The sequence below is a fragment of the Hoeflea sp. 108 genome (genome assembly GCF_000372965.1).
GTDB lineage: Bacteria > Pseudomonadota > Alphaproteobacteria > Rhizobiales > Rhizobiaceae > Aminobacter.
Map to the genome: position 1 here is coordinate 4,481,031 of NZ_KB890024.1, position 15,082 is coordinate 4,496,112.

14 protein-coding genes are annotated in these 15,082 nt (G+C 64.2%); 8 read left to right on the plus strand and 6 right to left on the minus strand.

From position 1 onward, the window contains the following. Positions 1-166 precede the first annotated feature (166 nt). The 6 genes from B015_RS0122315 to B015_RS0122340 all read left to right on the plus strand — a co-directional run bounded on the left by B015_RS0122315 (position 167) and on the right by B015_RS0122340 (position 6,438). Positions 167-1,672, plus strand: a complete 1,506-nt coding sequence (locus tag B015_RS0122315; RefSeq protein WP_245262245.1) for a winged helix-turn-helix domain-containing protein — start codon at positions 167-169, stop codon at positions 1,670-1,672. Between the two features lie 131 nt (positions 1,673-1,803). After that, on the plus strand, positions 1,804-3,255 hold the full coding sequence (locus B015_RS31425; protein ID WP_018429966.1) for a GGDEF domain-containing protein: 1,452 nt from the start codon (positions 1,804-1,806) through the stop codon (positions 3,253-3,255). 111 nt (positions 3,256-3,366) lie between these two features. Further along, positions 3,367-4,116, plus strand: a complete 750-nt coding sequence (locus tag B015_RS0122325) for a YebC/PmpR family DNA-binding transcriptional regulator (RefSeq protein WP_018429967.1) — start codon at positions 3,367-3,369, stop codon at positions 4,114-4,116. Positions 4,117-4,190: 74 nt separating this feature from the next. Next, on the plus strand, positions 4,191-4,955 hold the full coding sequence (locus B015_RS0122330) for an RDD family protein (protein ID WP_157632809.1): 765 nt from the start codon (positions 4,191-4,193) through the stop codon (positions 4,953-4,955). Further along, the gene (locus B015_RS0122335; RefSeq protein ID WP_026227599.1) at positions 4,952-5,257 is read left to right on the plus strand and encodes a SelT/SelW/SelH family protein; all 306 of its coding nucleotides are present in this window, start codon (positions 4,952-4,954) and stop codon (positions 5,255-5,257) included. The genes B015_RS0122330 and B015_RS0122335 overlap by 4 nt, the downstream gene beginning before the upstream one ends. A 104-nt stretch (positions 5,258-5,361) precedes the next feature. Continuing rightward, positions 5,362-6,438, plus strand: coding sequence for a D-alanine--D-alanine ligase family protein (locus B015_RS0122340; protein WP_018429970.1), 1,077 nt, complete (start codon positions 5,362-5,364; stop codon positions 6,436-6,438). Between the two features lie 79 nt (positions 6,439-6,517). On the opposite strand, the gene B015_RS0122345 is transcribed toward B015_RS0122340, so the two are convergent. Both B015_RS0122345 and B015_RS0122350 read right to left on the minus strand, forming a co-directional pair. Continuing rightward, complete coding sequence (locus B015_RS0122345; protein WP_018429971.1) at positions 6,518-7,006, minus strand: anthrone oxygenase family protein; 489 nt, start codon at positions 7,004-7,006, stop codon at positions 6,518-6,520. Continuing rightward, positions 7,003-7,845, minus strand: a complete 843-nt coding sequence (locus B015_RS0122350; RefSeq protein ID WP_026227600.1) for an NAD(P)H-binding protein — start codon at positions 7,843-7,845, stop codon at positions 7,003-7,005. Before B015_RS0122350 ends, B015_RS0122345 begins: the two co-directional genes overlap by 4 nt. A gap of 94 nt (positions 7,846-7,939) precedes the next feature. On the opposite strand from B015_RS0122350, the gene B015_RS0122355 reads away from it, so the two are divergent. Continuing rightward, positions 7,940-8,563 (plus strand): TetR/AcrR family transcriptional regulator, encoded by a 624-nt coding sequence (locus tag B015_RS0122355; protein WP_018429973.1) that lies wholly within the window; start codon positions 7,940-7,942, stop codon positions 8,561-8,563. Here the strand turns inward: B015_RS0122355 and B015_RS0122360 are convergent. Both B015_RS0122360 and rpmE read right to left on the minus strand, forming a co-directional pair. Then, positions 8,560-9,072, minus strand: a complete 513-nt coding sequence (locus B015_RS0122360) for a hypothetical protein (protein WP_018429974.1) — start codon at positions 9,070-9,072, stop codon at positions 8,560-8,562. The genes B015_RS0122355 and B015_RS0122360 overlap by 4 nt on opposite strands. A 103-nt stretch (positions 9,073-9,175) precedes the next feature. Beyond that, positions 9,176-9,397 carry a 50S ribosomal protein L31 gene (gene rpmE, locus B015_RS0122365; protein WP_026227601.1) on the minus strand — a complete coding sequence of 74 codons (222 nt, stop codon included), beginning with the start codon at positions 9,395-9,397 and terminating at the stop codon, positions 9,176-9,178. Positions 9,398-9,586: 189 nt separating this feature from the next. On the opposite strand from rpmE, the gene B015_RS0122370 reads away from it, so the two are divergent. Next, complete coding sequence (locus tag B015_RS0122370; protein WP_026227602.1) at positions 9,587-11,392, plus strand: ABC transporter transmembrane domain-containing protein; 1,806 nt, start codon at positions 9,587-9,589, stop codon at positions 11,390-11,392. A gap of 4 nt (positions 11,393-11,396) precedes the next feature. Here B015_RS0122370 and B015_RS0122375 read toward each other — a convergent pair whose 3' ends face one another. Further along, positions 11,397-12,086, minus strand: coding sequence for a nitroreductase family protein (locus B015_RS0122375; protein WP_018429977.1), 690 nt, complete (start codon positions 12,084-12,086; stop codon positions 11,397-11,399). 100 nt (positions 12,087-12,186) lie between these two features. Then, positions 12,187-15,048 (minus strand): autotransporter domain-containing protein, encoded by a 2,862-nt coding sequence (locus tag B015_RS31430; protein ID WP_018429978.1) that lies wholly within the window; start codon positions 15,046-15,048, stop codon positions 12,187-12,189. Between the last annotated feature and the right edge of the window lie 34 nt (positions 15,049-15,082).

Sequence of the window (15,082 nt, forward strand, 5' to 3'; positions counted from 1 at the left end):
TCCGGCGGGCGGCTGTACCTGCCGGTCGGCTCAATGTCGGGGACGCCAGTCGACCGCATGGTCGAGGCCGCCGCGTCCCGCGACCGCGGCCCCGCGGAAGACAGGCCGGAAACACCCCGCCCCTTGACGAAACCCCGGCGCGGCATATTGGCTTTGCTTCAGGAGATTGGCGAAGCCGTCATTCATGGTGGGACACGCGCCTCATACCGTCGCCCTTGGCGACTACTGCCTTGACCTGGCGTCGGGGCTGTTGCGTCGTGGACAGGAGCCGGTGCGGCTTCGGGCCAAGCCCTATCGCCTGCTGGAGCACCTTGCCCGCAACCCTGGCCGCATCGTCACCAAGTCCGAGCTGATGACGGCTGTGTGGGGCGACGTCTTCGTCACCGAGGACTCGCTGACCCAGGCGATCAAGGAAATCCGGAAGGCGCTCGGCGACGACACCCAGCAGACGATAAGAACCATTTCCGGGCGCGGCTACATGCTGGTTCCGGCAACGCCCGCGCCTGAACCACGGCAATTGCCGATAGTGGCGGTCCTGCGTTTCCAAAACGCCGGCGACAGGACGGACGAGCCGCTTGTCGACGGCTTCGTCGAGGACATCATCGTCAGGCTGGCGCGTTTTCGAAGCGTCATGGTTCTCGGCCACACATCGACATTCTCGGTGCAATCAGGACTGGCGGGCGCCGCCCAACTCGGCGCCGATTTCGCGGTCGAGGGTTCGCTCCGGCGCACGGGCGAACGGCTCGACATCAGCGTTTCCCTGGCCACCGCGCCGGCGGGCGTCCTTGCCTGGAATGAACGTTATGTCGCCGACGGCAGCGACGTCTTTGCCGTGCTGGACGACATTTCCGAGCAGATCGTCAATCGGCTGGTCAAGCGACTGGAGGATGCGGGCACGCATCGCGCCGCTGCCAAGCCGACGGACAGTCTCGTCGCCTATGAGCTCCTGCTGCGTGGCATCAGCCGCCTGCGCGGCTACCAGCCGGAGGACAACGAGGCCGCCAGGGAGTACTTCGAAGCGGCAATCGACAAAGACCCGGCTTATGGCCTGGCCCATGGCTATCTCGGCCTCGCCGTCGCGCATCTGGTCGGCGACATCGTGCTCTCTCCTGAGGTCTTCGATCAGGCGATCGCACACGGCGCCAGGGGCGTCGCGCTCGCGCCGGAGGAGCCGCGCTGTCATCGCATTCTCGGCGTCATCAGGCTATTCGCCAGCCAGCACTCCGGAGCCGAGGGTCACATGCGCCGTGCCCTCGACCTCAATCCGCACGACGCCGACACGATGACGCAGCTCGGTTATGTGTTGACACTGCGCGGCAGGCCACTGGAGGGACTCGCCCTGATGGAAAAGGCCGAGAAGATCAATCCGATCCATCCGGACTGGTACGACTGCAATCGTTCGATGGCGCTGTACGGCATCGGCGACTATGCCGGCGCGCTCGTCCGCCTCGAGCGCATGACCTCGCAGCCGCCCTGGCAGCTGGCCCATGTGGCTGCCTGCCAGGCCCAGGACGGCAAGGTCGAGCAGGCGCGACAGACCTTGTCCCGGGCGTTGGCAATCGCCCCTGACTTCTCGCCCGCCCTCTATGCCCGCCACGGCGTGCCTTACGAGCATGCCCGCGATACCGACCACCTGGCCGAAGGCATCGCCAAAGCGCTCGACGCCAACTAGCACCGGGCCTTTTGCCGCACCTCGCTAATGCAACCTCAAGTTAAAATCGTCGCGCGCATTAAGGCCGGGTGAACTGTTTTCGTCGATGGTCCCGCCTGAGGGACCTGCTTGACGGAAACAGAAGGAAAGACGTGTTCACCGCCAATCTGCTCCCACGTGCCGACACCGGCGCGAAACGCACATTGCTGTTCGCGCTCATCGTCGGAGGCACCATCTTCGCTGCCTCCCTGTTCGGCATCTTCACCCGCCCGATAGGCTTCCTTGCCGCGGTATGGCCGGCGAACGCCGTCCTGCTCGGCCTGATGGTGCGTTATCAGGCATTCGCCTCGCCTGCGGGCTGGCTTGCCGCCTTTGTTGGCTACTTCGCCGCCGACATCACGACCGGCAGCGATCTCATCACCACCGCATGGCTGTCGGCCGCCAACATGGCCGGCGCCATGACCGGCTATCTGCTGTTCAAGCTGCTGCCGGAAGAAGACCGCAAGCTGCGTCGTTCGATCTCGGTGCTCTACGTCTTTGCCATCTGTTGCCTGGCCTCTCTGGCCTCGGCGGTGACCGGCGGCGGTGCCGCGCGCATGCTGTTTGGACGCGATTTCGCCGACGGCCTGGCGTTCTGGGCGGTGAGCGAACTGGTCAACTACCTGATCGTGGTGCCAATCTGGCTGACCTTTCCCGGCCTGCATACGCTCAGGCAGCAATGGGCCCCGTTCGCGGAACTCAACAGGGACAACCTGATGCATGCGGCACCCTGTCTCGCCTTGCTGATCTCGGTTGTTGCCGGAAGCGCGGTCGGTGGCCCAGGTACACTGGCTTTCCCCATCCCAGCGCTGCTGTGGTGTGCGCTGACCTACAGCATGTTCACCACCACGGTGCTGACGATGGCTCTGTCCACATGGCTGCTGATTTCCTTGCCGGCGGACATGATTCCGTTCGCGCACTTGCCAAACCCGCTGCGGCTGCTCGATTCGATCCGCCTTGGCGTGGCCCTGATGGCGCTCGGACCGCTAACGGTGGCAAGCACCAATGCGGCACGTCGCGAGCTGATCGAGCGGCTGATGCACCAGGCCAATCACGACTCGCTGACCGGCGCCCTGTCGCGGCGCGCTCTGATGGAGCGCGGCGAGGCGTGCCTTGGCGAACTTGCTCGCGGCACGCACGACGCATCCCTGTTGATGCTCGACATCGACCATTTCAAGCGCGTCAACGACCGCCTCGGCCATGCAGCCGGCGACAAGGCGCTGACGGAGTTCTTCCGCCTGGTTTCGGCCGAACTGCGCGAGGACGACCTTTTCGGCCGGACAGGCGGCGAAGAATTCGCCGTGCTGTTGCCGCGCACCGACCTGATCGAGGCAACGGGTGTGGCAGAACGCATCCGCGCCGCTATCGAGGCGGCAAAGATCACGGTTCCCTCGGGCGAGCGGCTGCGCATGACGGTCAGCATCGGCGTGACCGCCCAGACGGCATCAGACGTCAAGGACATCGACGACCTGCTGCTTGCCGCCGACAGGGCGCTCTATGAGGCAAAGGCCGCAGGCCGGAATACGGTACGGGTCGGCGCCAGAGCGGCAAGGGACGCGGCTTAGGCAAATCTGCCGATCTTGACGCGCTGAAAGCCCGGAAGTCTGGACGTATTGAGCCGATTTATCTATAAGGCGGCCCATTCAGACACTGCCGAAGCGACAAACAGGGGTCCCATGGCCGGCCATTCACAGTTCAAGAACATCATGCACCGCAAGGGCCGCCAGGACGCGGTGCGGTCCAAGATGTTCTCCAAGCTTGCACGCGAAATCACCGTTGCAGCAAAGACCGGCGTGCCCGACCCCTCGATGAACCCGCGCCTGCGCCTGGCCGTCCAGAACGCCAAGGCCGTGTCGATGCCCAAGGACAATATCGCCCGCGCCATCTCCAAGGCTTCGATGGGCGATGCCGAAAACTATGAAGAAGTGCGTTACGAGGGTTACGGCCCCGGTGGCGTGGCGCTGATCGTCGAGGCGCTGACCGACAACCGCAACCGCACCGCCTCCAACGTGCGCGCCGCCTTCACCAAGGCCGGCGGCGCGATGGGCGAAACCGGCTCGGTGTCGTTCATGTGGGACCGGGTCGGCGAGATCGTCTATGCCGCCAAGGCCGGCAGCGCCGACAAGGTGATGGACGCCGCCATCGAAGCCGGCGCCGATGACGTGCAGTCCGACGAAGACGGCCACACCATCACCTGCGCCTTCGAAAACCTCGGCGAGGTGTCCAAGGCGCTCGAAAGCTCGCTCGGCGACGCCGAGTCGGTGAAGATCGTCTGGAAGCCGCAGAACAACATCCCGGTCGACGAAGAGCGCGCGCAGTCGCTGATGAAGCTGGTCGGCACGCTGGAAGACGACGACGACGTGCAGAACGTCTATGCCAACTTCGAAGTCGACGAAGCAACGCTGGCCAAGCTGAGCGCTGCGTAAGCAATAACTCCACCTCCCCCATTGAATGCTCCATCGCACTTTGCAAACTGCGAAGGAGTTCGGGGGAGGGATTCGTGACAGATATTGCAGCCCAAAATAGTGCCACATACACCGGCACATGGTGGCGGGAGCGCGTAGGTTTCTGGCGCCGCGTCGGTGCATTTTTCCTCGACGCAGCAATTGTGCTCACCCCACTGCAATTGCTTGTTGTCGTTCTCTACACTCAGACCGACGGCCGAATTCAAGGAAGTTTCGGCCTCATCTTTAGGATATGTGCCGATCTGGATCGCGTGCCAGAAGGGTTTCCGCACACTCTAGAGCGGATCGACACTGTTCAGGACTGTCAGACCACGCTGTTTGGCCTGCCTATGTCCCGGCAATTGGTTCTCAGCCAGACTGATCAGACCGAGGGCCAACAGCGAACCCTCACTGAAGAACTATGGCTGAACGCCGACGGCTACCATGTTGAAAGCCTGTGGCTCGATGCGAACGGAGCTGCACTCGCAATTTTCCTGCTCTATCTCATAGCCTTCGAGTGGCGGATCGGGCAAACCGTCGGCAAACATGTGCTCGATATCAGGGTATTGGATCGAGACGCTCTGGGCGCACTTGGAATTCCGTTGCCCAAGGCGATCTTTCGACAGGCCGTTTTGTTCGCACCAATCCTCGCGTTCCTGTTGCCGCAGTATGGAGCAACGTCTCGGGGTGCTGCGGTGTTTCTCGGCGGGCTCTTTTTGGTCTTTGCCTCCATCTGGGTTATCTCGGTGACAATCTCTTTGGCTCGCAAAACCGATCCACTCTATGATCGGTTGGCAGGAACAATCGTGGTCAAGATATGACATCATCGCACAGTATCCGCATCACCTACTGCACCCAGTGCATGTGGCTCCTTCGCGCCGGCTGGATGGCGCAGGAGCTTCTGTCGACCTTTGGCCAGGAGCTCGGCGAAGTGACCCTGGTGCCGGGCACGGGCGGCATCTTCACCGTCACCTGCAACGGCGAGATGATCTGGGACCGCAAGCGCGACGGCGGCTTTCCCGATGCAGCTCAGCTCAAGCAGCTGGTGCGCGACCTCATTGATCCCGAGCGCGACCTCGGCCACTCCGACCGCAAGGGCCACAAGGCCAAGGATCAGGCCTGACGATTACCACGGGCCTCAAAACAGCTCGCCACAGATAAGCTGGAATCGGCGGCCACTCGGTAGCCTGACTTTTTGGATGGCGGTTGACGCGAGCGGGAGAAAGCATGACATCGAGACCACGCATTGCAGTCCTTTTCGGCGGGCGTTCCGCCGAGCACGACGTTTCCATCATGTCCGCAAGCAATGTGGTCAAGGCGATCGACACTGCCAGATATGAGGTCGTGCCTGTCGGCATCGCCCGTGACGGTCGCTGGTTCCTGGCGGAGCTTGGCAGCGACGGCACGCTGCCCCAGGTCGTGCCCACTGGCGGCACGGAAGTGGCGCTGGTGCCGGGCGGCAAGGGCCGCCTGGTCGGCCTCCCCAGCGGCGAAGCGCCTTTCGAGATGCCCCGGATCGATGTGCTGTTTCCGGTGCTGCATGGCCCGTTCGGCGAGGACGGCGCGGTCCAGGGGCTCGCCGAAGTGGCGGATGTTCCCTATGTCGGCTGCGGCGTGCTCGGCTCGGCCAACGCCATGGACAAGGACACGGCCAAGCGGCTGATGAAGGAGGCCGGACTGCCGGTCGCCCGAGGGCTGACGGTGCATGCAGGGGAACGCCCGGGCTTCGAGGCGGTGAAGGCAGCCCTCGGCCTGCCCGTCTTCATCAAGCCGGCCCGTCAGGGCTCGTCCGTCGGTGTCAGCAAGGCCGAGACGGCAGCGCAGCTGGAGACGGCGCTGGCCGAGGCCTTCAGACACGACCGCAAGGTGCTGATCGAGGAATTCATTGCCGGTCGCGAGATCGAGTTCGCCGTGCTCGAGGCGCCCGACGGACAGCTGCAGGTCTCCGTGCCGGGCGAGATCGTCCCGGCGGCAAGCCACGGCTTCTACACCTACGAGGCCAAATACATCGATGCCGACGGCGCTGCGCTACGCATTCCCGCCGAGCTGCCCGACGGTGGCACGGCCAGGCTGCAGGAGATTGCCCGCGGCGCCTTCCTGGCGCTGGGCTGCGAAAGCATGGCGCGGGTGGACTTCTTCGTTAAGGCCGACGGTTCGGCGCTGGTCAACGAGGTCAACACCATCCCCGGCTTCACCAACATCAGCATGTATCCGAAGACGATGGCCGCCTCGGGCGTGAGCTATCCCGACCTCGTCGGCCGGTTGATCGCGCATGCCGTGGCGCGCTGGAAGCGCCAGAGCTGAGACGAAAAGGCCGGGGCTGACCCCGGCCTTTCTGTTTCGCATGCGTTCCCGAGATCGGCCGATCTTGGGCGCCGAAGAATCACGCAGTGCGCGCAAAGGCCATGGCGAAGGCGCCGAGCGAGATCATGCTGGCGACAGTACGGACATGGTTCCACGGCAGCCAGTCGCTGAGGTAGGTGGCCCAGAGTGCCGCCCCCTCCGCGCTTGACGGGTCGACGGCCGCAAGCTTGTCGTTGAGCGGAACGTTGAAGATGATCGTCACTAGGAAACAACCGACGACATAGGCAACGGCGCCCGCAATCAGCCAGCCGGCGCCCGCTTCGGACCAGCCAAGCAACGCCTTGCCGCCCAGCACCAGCGCAAGCACCACCATTCCCATGAATACCGCCATGAAGGCCGGATTGATGATGGTGAGGTTGATCTGCTGCATGGTGGCAATGCCTTGCGCCGCAGGCAGCCTGGCAAACGACGCCATGATCGTGTTCGAGAAGATGAAGAACAGCCCGGCAGCAAGGCCGCTCCCGATCACGGCGAGGAAGGTAAGCGCTGAAAACAGGGTGTCGATCATTTTGTGTCTCCCCAGGCACCGGATGCCGCAACGGTTCGGGCAAAGTCGCTGAAATCGCGTGCAGGCCGCCCGAGCGCGCGTTCGACGCCGCCAGCGACATGGGCGTTTCGACCGTCGAGCACCTCGGTGAACAGCACCAACAGCAACGCGATGAGATCCTCCGGCAACCCGGCCGCAGCCAGGCCAGCCTCGAAGTCGGCCGGCATGATCTCGATGAAACGGACATCGCGCCCGCTGGCCGCCGCGATCTCGGCAGCGGCATCGCTGAAACTGAGCAGGCGCGGGCCGGTCAGCTCGTAGAGCTGGCCGATATGGCGATCGTCGATGAGTGCGGCAACGGCCGCGTCGGCGATGTCGTCGGCATCAACGAATGGCTCACCAACCGCACCCACCGGCAGGGCGATCTCGCCCGACAACACCGCATCCAGCAGGAAGCTTTCGCTGAAGTTCTGCATGAACCAGCTGCAGCGCAGCACGGTCCAGTCGGCACCCGCAGCGACGACCGCCTGTTCGGCGCGCTGCGCCTCGGGCTCGCCGCGACCGGACAGCAGCACCAACCGCTTGACGCCCATACCAACCGCCAGCCGGGCGAAGTTACCAACGATCTCGGCGGCGCCCGGTGCGGCGAGGTCGGGATGGTAGGAAACATAGACGGCGCGCGCGCCCTTGAGCGCCGTCGCCCATGTCGAACGATCCTCCCAGTCGAAGGGACGTGCAGCGTTGCGCGAACCGATGCGGACCGGCAGACCGCGTGCGGCCAGACGCCCGGCGACGCGGCGTCCGGTCTTTCCGGTGCCGCCAAGGATGAGGAAGGGAGCATTGGCAATTTCAGACGACATCTTGGCCTCCACAAAATATGAGCAATCCTCACATTTGCAAATGTGATAAACCCTCATATTATGATCGTCAAGCGGAATCATCGCAGGCCTCACCATGGACAAGACGGAAGACAGCGGCGCGCTGCGCCGGGCGCCAAGCCAGAAGCGCAGCCAGGAGCGGGTGGAGCGCATGCTGCAGGCAGCAACCGCCCTGATCGAGGAAAATGGCAGCGACGCCATGCGCATGGGCGAGGTGGCGGAACGCGCCGGCGTGTCGATCGGCTCGCTCTACCAGTATTTCCCCGACAAGGCGGCAATCGTGCGCACGCTGGCCGAGCGCTACAACGCCGAGGGCCGCACCTGCATATCCGACGGACTTGCAGGCGTGCGCGACATGGACGGCCTGCTCCAGGCTTTCGGCGCGCTGATCGACACCTATTACGGCATTTTCCTCGCCGAACCGGTGATGCGCGACATCTGGTCGGGCACCCAGGCTGACAAGGCGTTACGCGACATCGATCTGCGTGACTCCAGGGCCAATGGTGCGCTTTTGGCGGAAGCCTGGCAGCGCGTGGCACCCGCCGCGGAGGGCGAAGCCATCGAGCGCAAGGCGTTCCTCGTCATGTCGCTCGGCGAGGCGACCATGCGGCTGGCGATCTCGGTGGAGAGGGCGGAGGGCGATGCGCTGGTGGCCGGCTACAAGGCGATGGCGCTGAGGGAGATTGGGGCGAGCGGCTAGAGAGGCGGCTCAACCGCAAACTGCCGTTCCAGCATCTCCAGTCGCTCCTCGTCGGCGCAAAGGGCAAGGCGTGCCAACGCCAACTGCTTGCGATGTAGCGCGACGACGGCCAGCGCGCAGGTCACGAGCTTCGGGTCCGTCTCAATCGTCAGATCGCGCAAGGCCAGTCGGAAAAGTTCGTCCCAGGCTTTGGCATAGTCCTGCATCAGCCAGCCGGGAACAGGTGGATTTCGTGGAAACATCAGCCGGGCCTCCTCGATCGTCGCGGCAAGCCCATAGAGCCCCCAATGGGCCGGGCGATGCTGCGCCGATAGACGGACAAGCACGGGCACGGCAGCGTAGGATGCATCCCCCACGTCGCCTTGGTGATGCAATTCGTTCCAGAGTTCTTCCCAGGCGGCATCGTTGTCATGATGTTCTGACAAAACCTCCAGCATCGGCCTCGGATCATAGGGAACCTTGTATCCTCCGACGAGGCTCCCCCACAGATTGTCGTCCTGCTTCGACATGCGCCTCCCCGCCAAAGACCTATCGGATAAATTTGCAGCGCTCGGGTCAACAAAAAACCCGCCACGAGGGCGGGTTCTCTGTAACTCTGGAAGCAGGTTCGGCTTAGATGCCGAGGCCTTCGTAGCGCTTCTTGAACTTCGACAGACGGCCACCGCGGTCGAGCAGCGTCTGCTGGCCACCGGTCCAGGCCGGGTGCGTGGTCGGGTCGATATCGAGGTTCATCGTATCGCCTTCCTTGCCCCAGGTGGAGCGGGTAAGATATTCGGTGCCATTGGTCATGACGACCTTGATGGTGTGATAGTCGGGATGGATATCGGCCTTCATCGCTCTGTTCCTGCTGTCGCGGCGCGGCATACGCAGGTGTCCTGCGGCGATGCGCCTCTTTCGAAAACTCGAAGCCGCAGCTAGAAAAAGCCACGGCTTCAGAAACGGTCGGCGTGGCTATACATCAGCCAAATTCGAATCACAAGGCCGCCCAGCCGGCAAATGGGTCGCGGCCCAGAGGGAAATATCATGGCGAAGACGACCGACGGCGCGATTGAGGAGCGCAGGCGTTCGCTGCGCCCGCTGAGCCGGCTCTCGCCCTATCTCAGCCGCTACCCTAAGCTGGTCGTCGGCGCCATCATTTCGCTGATCCTCGCCGCAGTCACCACGCTGACGCTGCCGATCGCCGTGCGACGCATGATCGATCACGGCTTCTCGACTTCCGATTCGGGCTTCATCGCCAAATACTTCGCCATGCTGGTGGCGATCGCCGCCTTGCTCGCGCTGGCGTCCGCCTGCCGCTATTATTTCGTCATCACGCTCGGCGAACGCGTCGTCTCCGACATTCGCCGTGACGTATTCTCCCATGTCACCGGCCTGTCGCCGGCCTTTTTCGACACCGCCATGTCGGGCGAGATCGTCTCGCGCCTCGCCGCAGACACCACGCAGATCAAGTCGGCCGTGGGCGCAACAGCGTCGGTTGCGCTGCGCAACATCATCCTTGGGTTGGGCGCGCTCGCCATGATGGTCGTGACCAGCCCCAAGCTTTCTGGTTTGGTGATCGCCGCCATCCCGCTGATCGTCTTGCCGCTCGTCGCGTTCGGCCGTTCGGTCAGGCGCAAGTCGCGCGCCGCCCAGGACACGCTGGCCGACGCCACGGCTTTCGCCAGCGAGCAGATCGGCGCCATCCGCACGCTGCAGGCCTTCACCAACGAAAAGATGGTGACCCGCCATTTTGCCGCAGCCGTTGAGACCGCCTTCCAGGCGGCACGTGCCTCGGTTCTGGCGCGTGCGATTCTCACCTTCTTCGCCATCTTCACCATCTTCGCGTCGGTCGTGGCCGTCCTGTGGTTCGGCTCGCGCGCCGTTCTCGACGGCACGCTGTCGCCCGGCACGCTCGGCCAGTTCCTGCTTTATTCGGTATTTGCCGCCGGAGCGCTGGGAGCGTTGTCGGAAGTGTGGGGCGAGCTGAGCGCCGCCGCCGGCGCTGCCGAGCGCATCACCGAAATCCTTGCCGAGGAGCCGACCGTCGCCGCCCCTGCCCTGCCCGTGGCCCTGCCCGCCAAGAGCACCGGAGCCATCGAATTCCGCGACGTGACCTTCTCCTATCCCGTCCGCCCCGACCGCGCTGCCGTGCACGGCCTCAACTTCAAGGTCAGGCCCGGTGAGACCATCGCGATCGTCGGCCCGTCGGGCGCCGGCAAGAGCACCGTGTTCTCGCTGCTGCTGCGCTTCTACGACCCCGAAAGCGGAGCGGTGCTGATCGACGGCGTCGATCTCAAGAAGGCCGACCCCGAAGCCGTTCGCGAGCGCATCGCCATCGTGCCGCAGGATGTGACGATCTTTGCAAGCTCGGCCGCCGACAACATCGGCTTCGGCCGCCCCGGGGCGAGCAGGAGCGACATCGAGGCTGCAGCCAAGGCAGCGCTCGCCGACGAGTTCATCGAGAAGCTGCAGGACGGCTATGAAACCCAGGTCGGCGAACGCGGCGTGACCTTGTCTGGCGGCCAGCGCCAACGCATCGCCATTGCTCGCGCCATCCTGCGCGACGCTCCCATCCTTTTGCTCGACGAAGCGACCTCGGCACTCGATGCCGAAAGCGAAAGGCAGGTGCAGACGGCGCTCGAGCACCTTATGCAGGGCCGCACCACCATCGTCATCGCCCACCGGCTCGCGACCGTGCTCAAGGCCGACCGCATCCTGGTCCTGGACGGCGGCGCCATCGTCGAGGAAGGCACGCATCAGAGCCTCGTCGCCAAGGGCGGCATTTACGCCCGCCTCGCCCAGCTGCAGTTCGACACCGGCGCCAGCGCTTTCCAGGGCGCGGCGGAGTAGTCGCTCAGAGGAACGTCGCGATCTCCGCCAGCGGGCGCTTCTCCATGGCGTGCACGGGGATGGTCGCACCTTCCTTGGGGTAGCCGACGACCATCAGGATATAGGGCTTGTCATGCGGATCGCGGCCGCAGATCTCGTTGAGGAAGCTCATCGGGTTCGGCGTGTGGGTCAGCGTCGCGAGGCCGGCACGGTGCAGTGCTGCGATCAGGAAGCCGGTGGCGATGCTGACCGATTCGGGCACGTAATAGTTCTTGCGGGAAACACCGTCGGCCGAGCGGCTCTTGCGCTCGCCAAAGACGCAGATGAGCCAAGGCGCTTCCTCGAGGAAGGGTTTCGAGGCGTCGGTGCCGAGCGGTGCCAGCGCCTTCAGCCATTCTTCGCCGGCCCTGCCCTCGTAGAAGGCGCGTTCCTCGATCTCGGCTGCCTCGCGGATCCGGCGCTTGATCCCGGCATCGCCGATGACGGCGAAATGCCAGGGCTGGTGGTTGGCGCCATTGGGCGCGGTGCCGGCGGCGAGGATGCAGGTCTCGATGATGTCGCGAGGCACTGTCCGGGTCGAGAAATCGCGCACCGTATGACGCGTGCGGATTTCGTCATAGAAGGCCTGGGCGCCGGCCCGCATCTCCTCGACGGGCTTTTCCGTGAAATCAGGCAACGGAACGGCGCGATAGGCGTGGGCTGACGAGACGGTCATGCATTCCTCCCCGGAAATATGATGTCGGCGACAATCGTGAATGCCGCCGTCCGCGTCAACGGGGATGGCGGCGCCTTGATCGGCGCCGCCTGCTCGGAACCTAGAACTTGGCGGCCAGGGTGGCCTTGGCGCCGTGGTCGCGGGCGCCGTTGGCGATCTGGCCGGTATAGGTCAGGCCGAGCGTCGCCTTGGGCGCGATGGCGAGGTCGAAACCGGCCTCGATCAGCAGCGCATCACGGGCGATCGGCGCACCGTAGACGGTGAAGCTGTCGCCGCCGGCGAATGCCACCGTCGACGACGGCTCGACACCGCCGAAGGCATGCCGCCAGCCGAGCCCGCCGCGGGCGGTCGCCTTGGCGTCGCCGAGATGAAGGTCGGTCGCCGCGCGCAGCCCGAGCGTCGACGTGGTGCTGTCGAAGCTCTTGTCGGCGCCGGTGAGCGCGGCTGCTCCGCCGGTTTCGGTGAAACCGTCGGTCGAGGTCGAGACATAGGCGAGACCGGCGAAGGGCTCGAAGGCAACACGCCCCATCTCTGCCCGGTAACCCGCTTCGACGAAGACCTGCGCCGTGCCGGCGTCGTAGCTGGCCTTCAGCGTTTCACTGAGACCCGGGAACGAGACCGTGCGCGTGGTGTCGATCGAATGACGCGTATAGGCGGCACCGGCGCGCAGCGCGACGGCACCGAAGTGACGGCCGCCATAGACGCCGAGATGGAAATTGTCGCTGTCGCCGGACGACGCCCCGCCATCGGTCTCGAAGCTGGTGCGGCTGTAGCCGGCGAGCAGGCCAACACGCCAGTCGCCGCCGACGACGGTGTCGGCACCGGCAACCAGGCCGCCGCTCGAATGATCGAAACCGGAGGCATTGCCATTGCCATCGACCGAACCCCAGTTGCCGAGCGCCTGGCCCCAGACCACGAAGCGGTCGGTGTCGGCGGCAACCAGTTCGGGCCCGCCTTCGCCATAGGCCATGACCGGCAGGTCGGGTGCAGCGACATCGCCGAAGGCCGAGCGCACGCGGTCGTTGGCGAATTCGCCGACGAACGAGCTCGCCTGGGACGAACCGCCGCTGGCCGAAGCGTGCACGTCGCCGGACAGCTGGTTGAGGGCGTCACGAGCCTGGTTCTCGTCGGTGGACAACAACAGCGCAGAACGAACAGGATGGCCGCCCGGAAGGCTATCGATGGCATCGCCGACCGCCGCCTGATTGGACGAATGGGCGACTTCGCCAACTGACAGGTCGTTGCGCTTGAGCGTCAGCGTGACGTCATTGCCGTCGCCGCCGACATAATCGATCAGGTGGTCGAGAAAAATGAGATTGTTGAGATTGCCGACGGAGGCGAAAGTTCCCGTGATGGCATCGTTGCCGTCATTGGCGATGATCGTGAATGGCCCATTCAGCGGGTCCCAGCCGCCGGCCGCAGTCGGATCATTGGGCGAGAGCGACAAGTTGAGGGTTGCACCCGTTATGTTGACTGTGCCGTTGACGGTCAGCCTGTCGGCCCCGTCGGGCGTCGCCTCGATTTCGAGGATGCCATGGTTGACGTAGTTACCGGTAATGGTCTGCGTGTGGACGAGACCCGTCGCAAGCGGATTGGCCGTATCGCCAACGCGATGGGTCGCGCCTGCGGCGATTGTCACGTTGCCAACAACAGCACCGCTGCCGCCGAACCGCGCGCCCGAGGCAACGGAGATCGGCCCAGCCAGCGTACCAATGCCCTTGTAGCCGACATTCAGCATCCCGGCTTCCACGAAGGTTTCGCCGGCGAATGCAGAGCTATCGCCCCTCAGGGTAATGGTGTTCGATCCCCGCTTGAAGAAATCGCCCGCACCGGCAAGCTTGCCGCTCCAGTTGTACGTGTTGACGTTGCCCATGTTGGAAATCAGCGTGCTGCCGGCTTCGATGGTTATCGCGCCACCCGCAGCTCCGAGCCAACTGCTGACAGTGCCGTCGCCGAACTGAAGTGTGCCGTTGTTGGAGATCAGCACGCTGCCCGTGCCACTGCTGCTGTTGTAGCCACCGCCAGTAAGGGTCAACTTGCCGCCACCGACATGCTGGAACGAGCCAGCGCTGTTGATCTGACCGGCAAAAGTCAGGTCGTCGGAGCGATCAAAGACAACGGTGCCGAAGTTGCTGATCGAACCAGCGATCATGCCGCTGGTGCCGCCATCCCCGATGCGAAGAGTGGCGCCGCTGCTGATACCGGTCCCGCCCGTGAACGTGTTCGTCCCTGTCAGCAGCTGCGTTCCACCTTGAACGTTGAGACCACCGCTCCCGGAAATGACCCCGGAGAAGGTGCCGTTTGCGGAAGTCAGGAACAGGGATCTGTCGCCCAGCGTTACAGAACCACCGCCCGCCAGAGCCTTGATATAGGCTCCGCTTGCCCCGGAAACATCGAATGTACCGTCGACCGTCAGCCCGCTGGAGGCGCTGATGCTGCTCCTGGAGCCGATCAACTGGAGCGTGGTGCCGGTGCCGATGGTCGTCGCGCCGGTATAGGTGTTTATCGAGTCGCTGAGCTTAAGCGTGCCGCCGCCAACAATGTTGAGTGCAGCCGAGCCGCCCAGGATCATTCCGATCTCGGTGGTGATGCCACTGCCCACCTCTATGGTCGCCGCGCTACCGGTCGGAGCCAGGACGAGCGAAACCGAAGGGGCAGCAGTAAGCCTGTAACCGTCGCCAGTGAAACGAAGCGTATCGAAATTCTGGTTTTCCTGGACGCTTACCCCGCCCCCGACACCGCCGAAGATGGCAGTTCCACCAAGCCATGTTTGGTTTGTCGTACCGTCGGAATTGGTCCAGTTGGTGCCGGCAGAACTCCACGTGCCAGCGCCACCATCGACATCACCATCAGGAACGCTGCCGGCACCATCCCAATACTGGTCAATTGCATGTGCCGGCGATGCAGCGCCGAGCACAACCGCCACAGCCGCGAGCGTCGCCAGCGCCGTGCCTGCCAGCAAGGCAGAGACTCGGGCGAGTTGCCTGCTGGGCGAA

Excerpts from the sequence above, each read along its gene's own strand:
- B015_RS0122325 (WP_018429967.1), top strand. The coding sequence starts at position 3,367 with ATGGCCGGCCATTCACAGTTCAAGAACATCATGCACCGCAAGGGCCGC.
- B015_RS0122335 (WP_026227599.1), top strand. The coding sequence starts at position 4,952 with ATGACATCATCGCACAGTATCCGCATCACCTACTGCACCCAGTGCATG.
- B015_RS0122340 (WP_018429970.1), top strand. The coding sequence starts at position 5,362 with ATGACATCGAGACCACGCATTGCAGTCCTTTTCGGCGGGCGTTCCGCC.
- B015_RS0122345 (WP_018429971.1), bottom strand. The coding sequence starts at position 7,006 with ATGATCGACACCCTGTTTTCAGCGCTTACCTTCCTCGCCGTGATCGGG.
- B015_RS0122350 (WP_026227600.1), bottom strand. The coding sequence starts at position 7,845 with ATGTCGTCTGAAATTGCCAATGCTCCCTTCCTCATCCTTGGCGGCACC.
- B015_RS0122355 (WP_018429973.1), top strand. The coding sequence starts at position 7,940 with ATGGACAAGACGGAAGACAGCGGCGCGCTGCGCCGGGCGCCAAGCCAG.
- B015_RS0122360 (WP_018429974.1), bottom strand. The coding sequence starts at position 9,072 with ATGTCGAAGCAGGACGACAATCTGTGGGGGAGCCTCGTCGGAGGATAC.
- rpmE (WP_026227601.1), bottom strand. The coding sequence starts at position 9,397 with ATGAAGGCCGATATCCATCCCGACTATCACACCATCAAGGTCGTCATG.
- B015_RS0122370 (WP_026227602.1), top strand. The coding sequence starts at position 9,587 with ATGGCGAAGACGACCGACGGCGCGATTGAGGAGCGCAGGCGTTCGCTG.
- B015_RS0122375 (WP_018429977.1), bottom strand. The coding sequence starts at position 12,086 with ATGACCGTCTCGTCAGCCCACGCCTATCGCGCCGTTCCGTTGCCTGAT.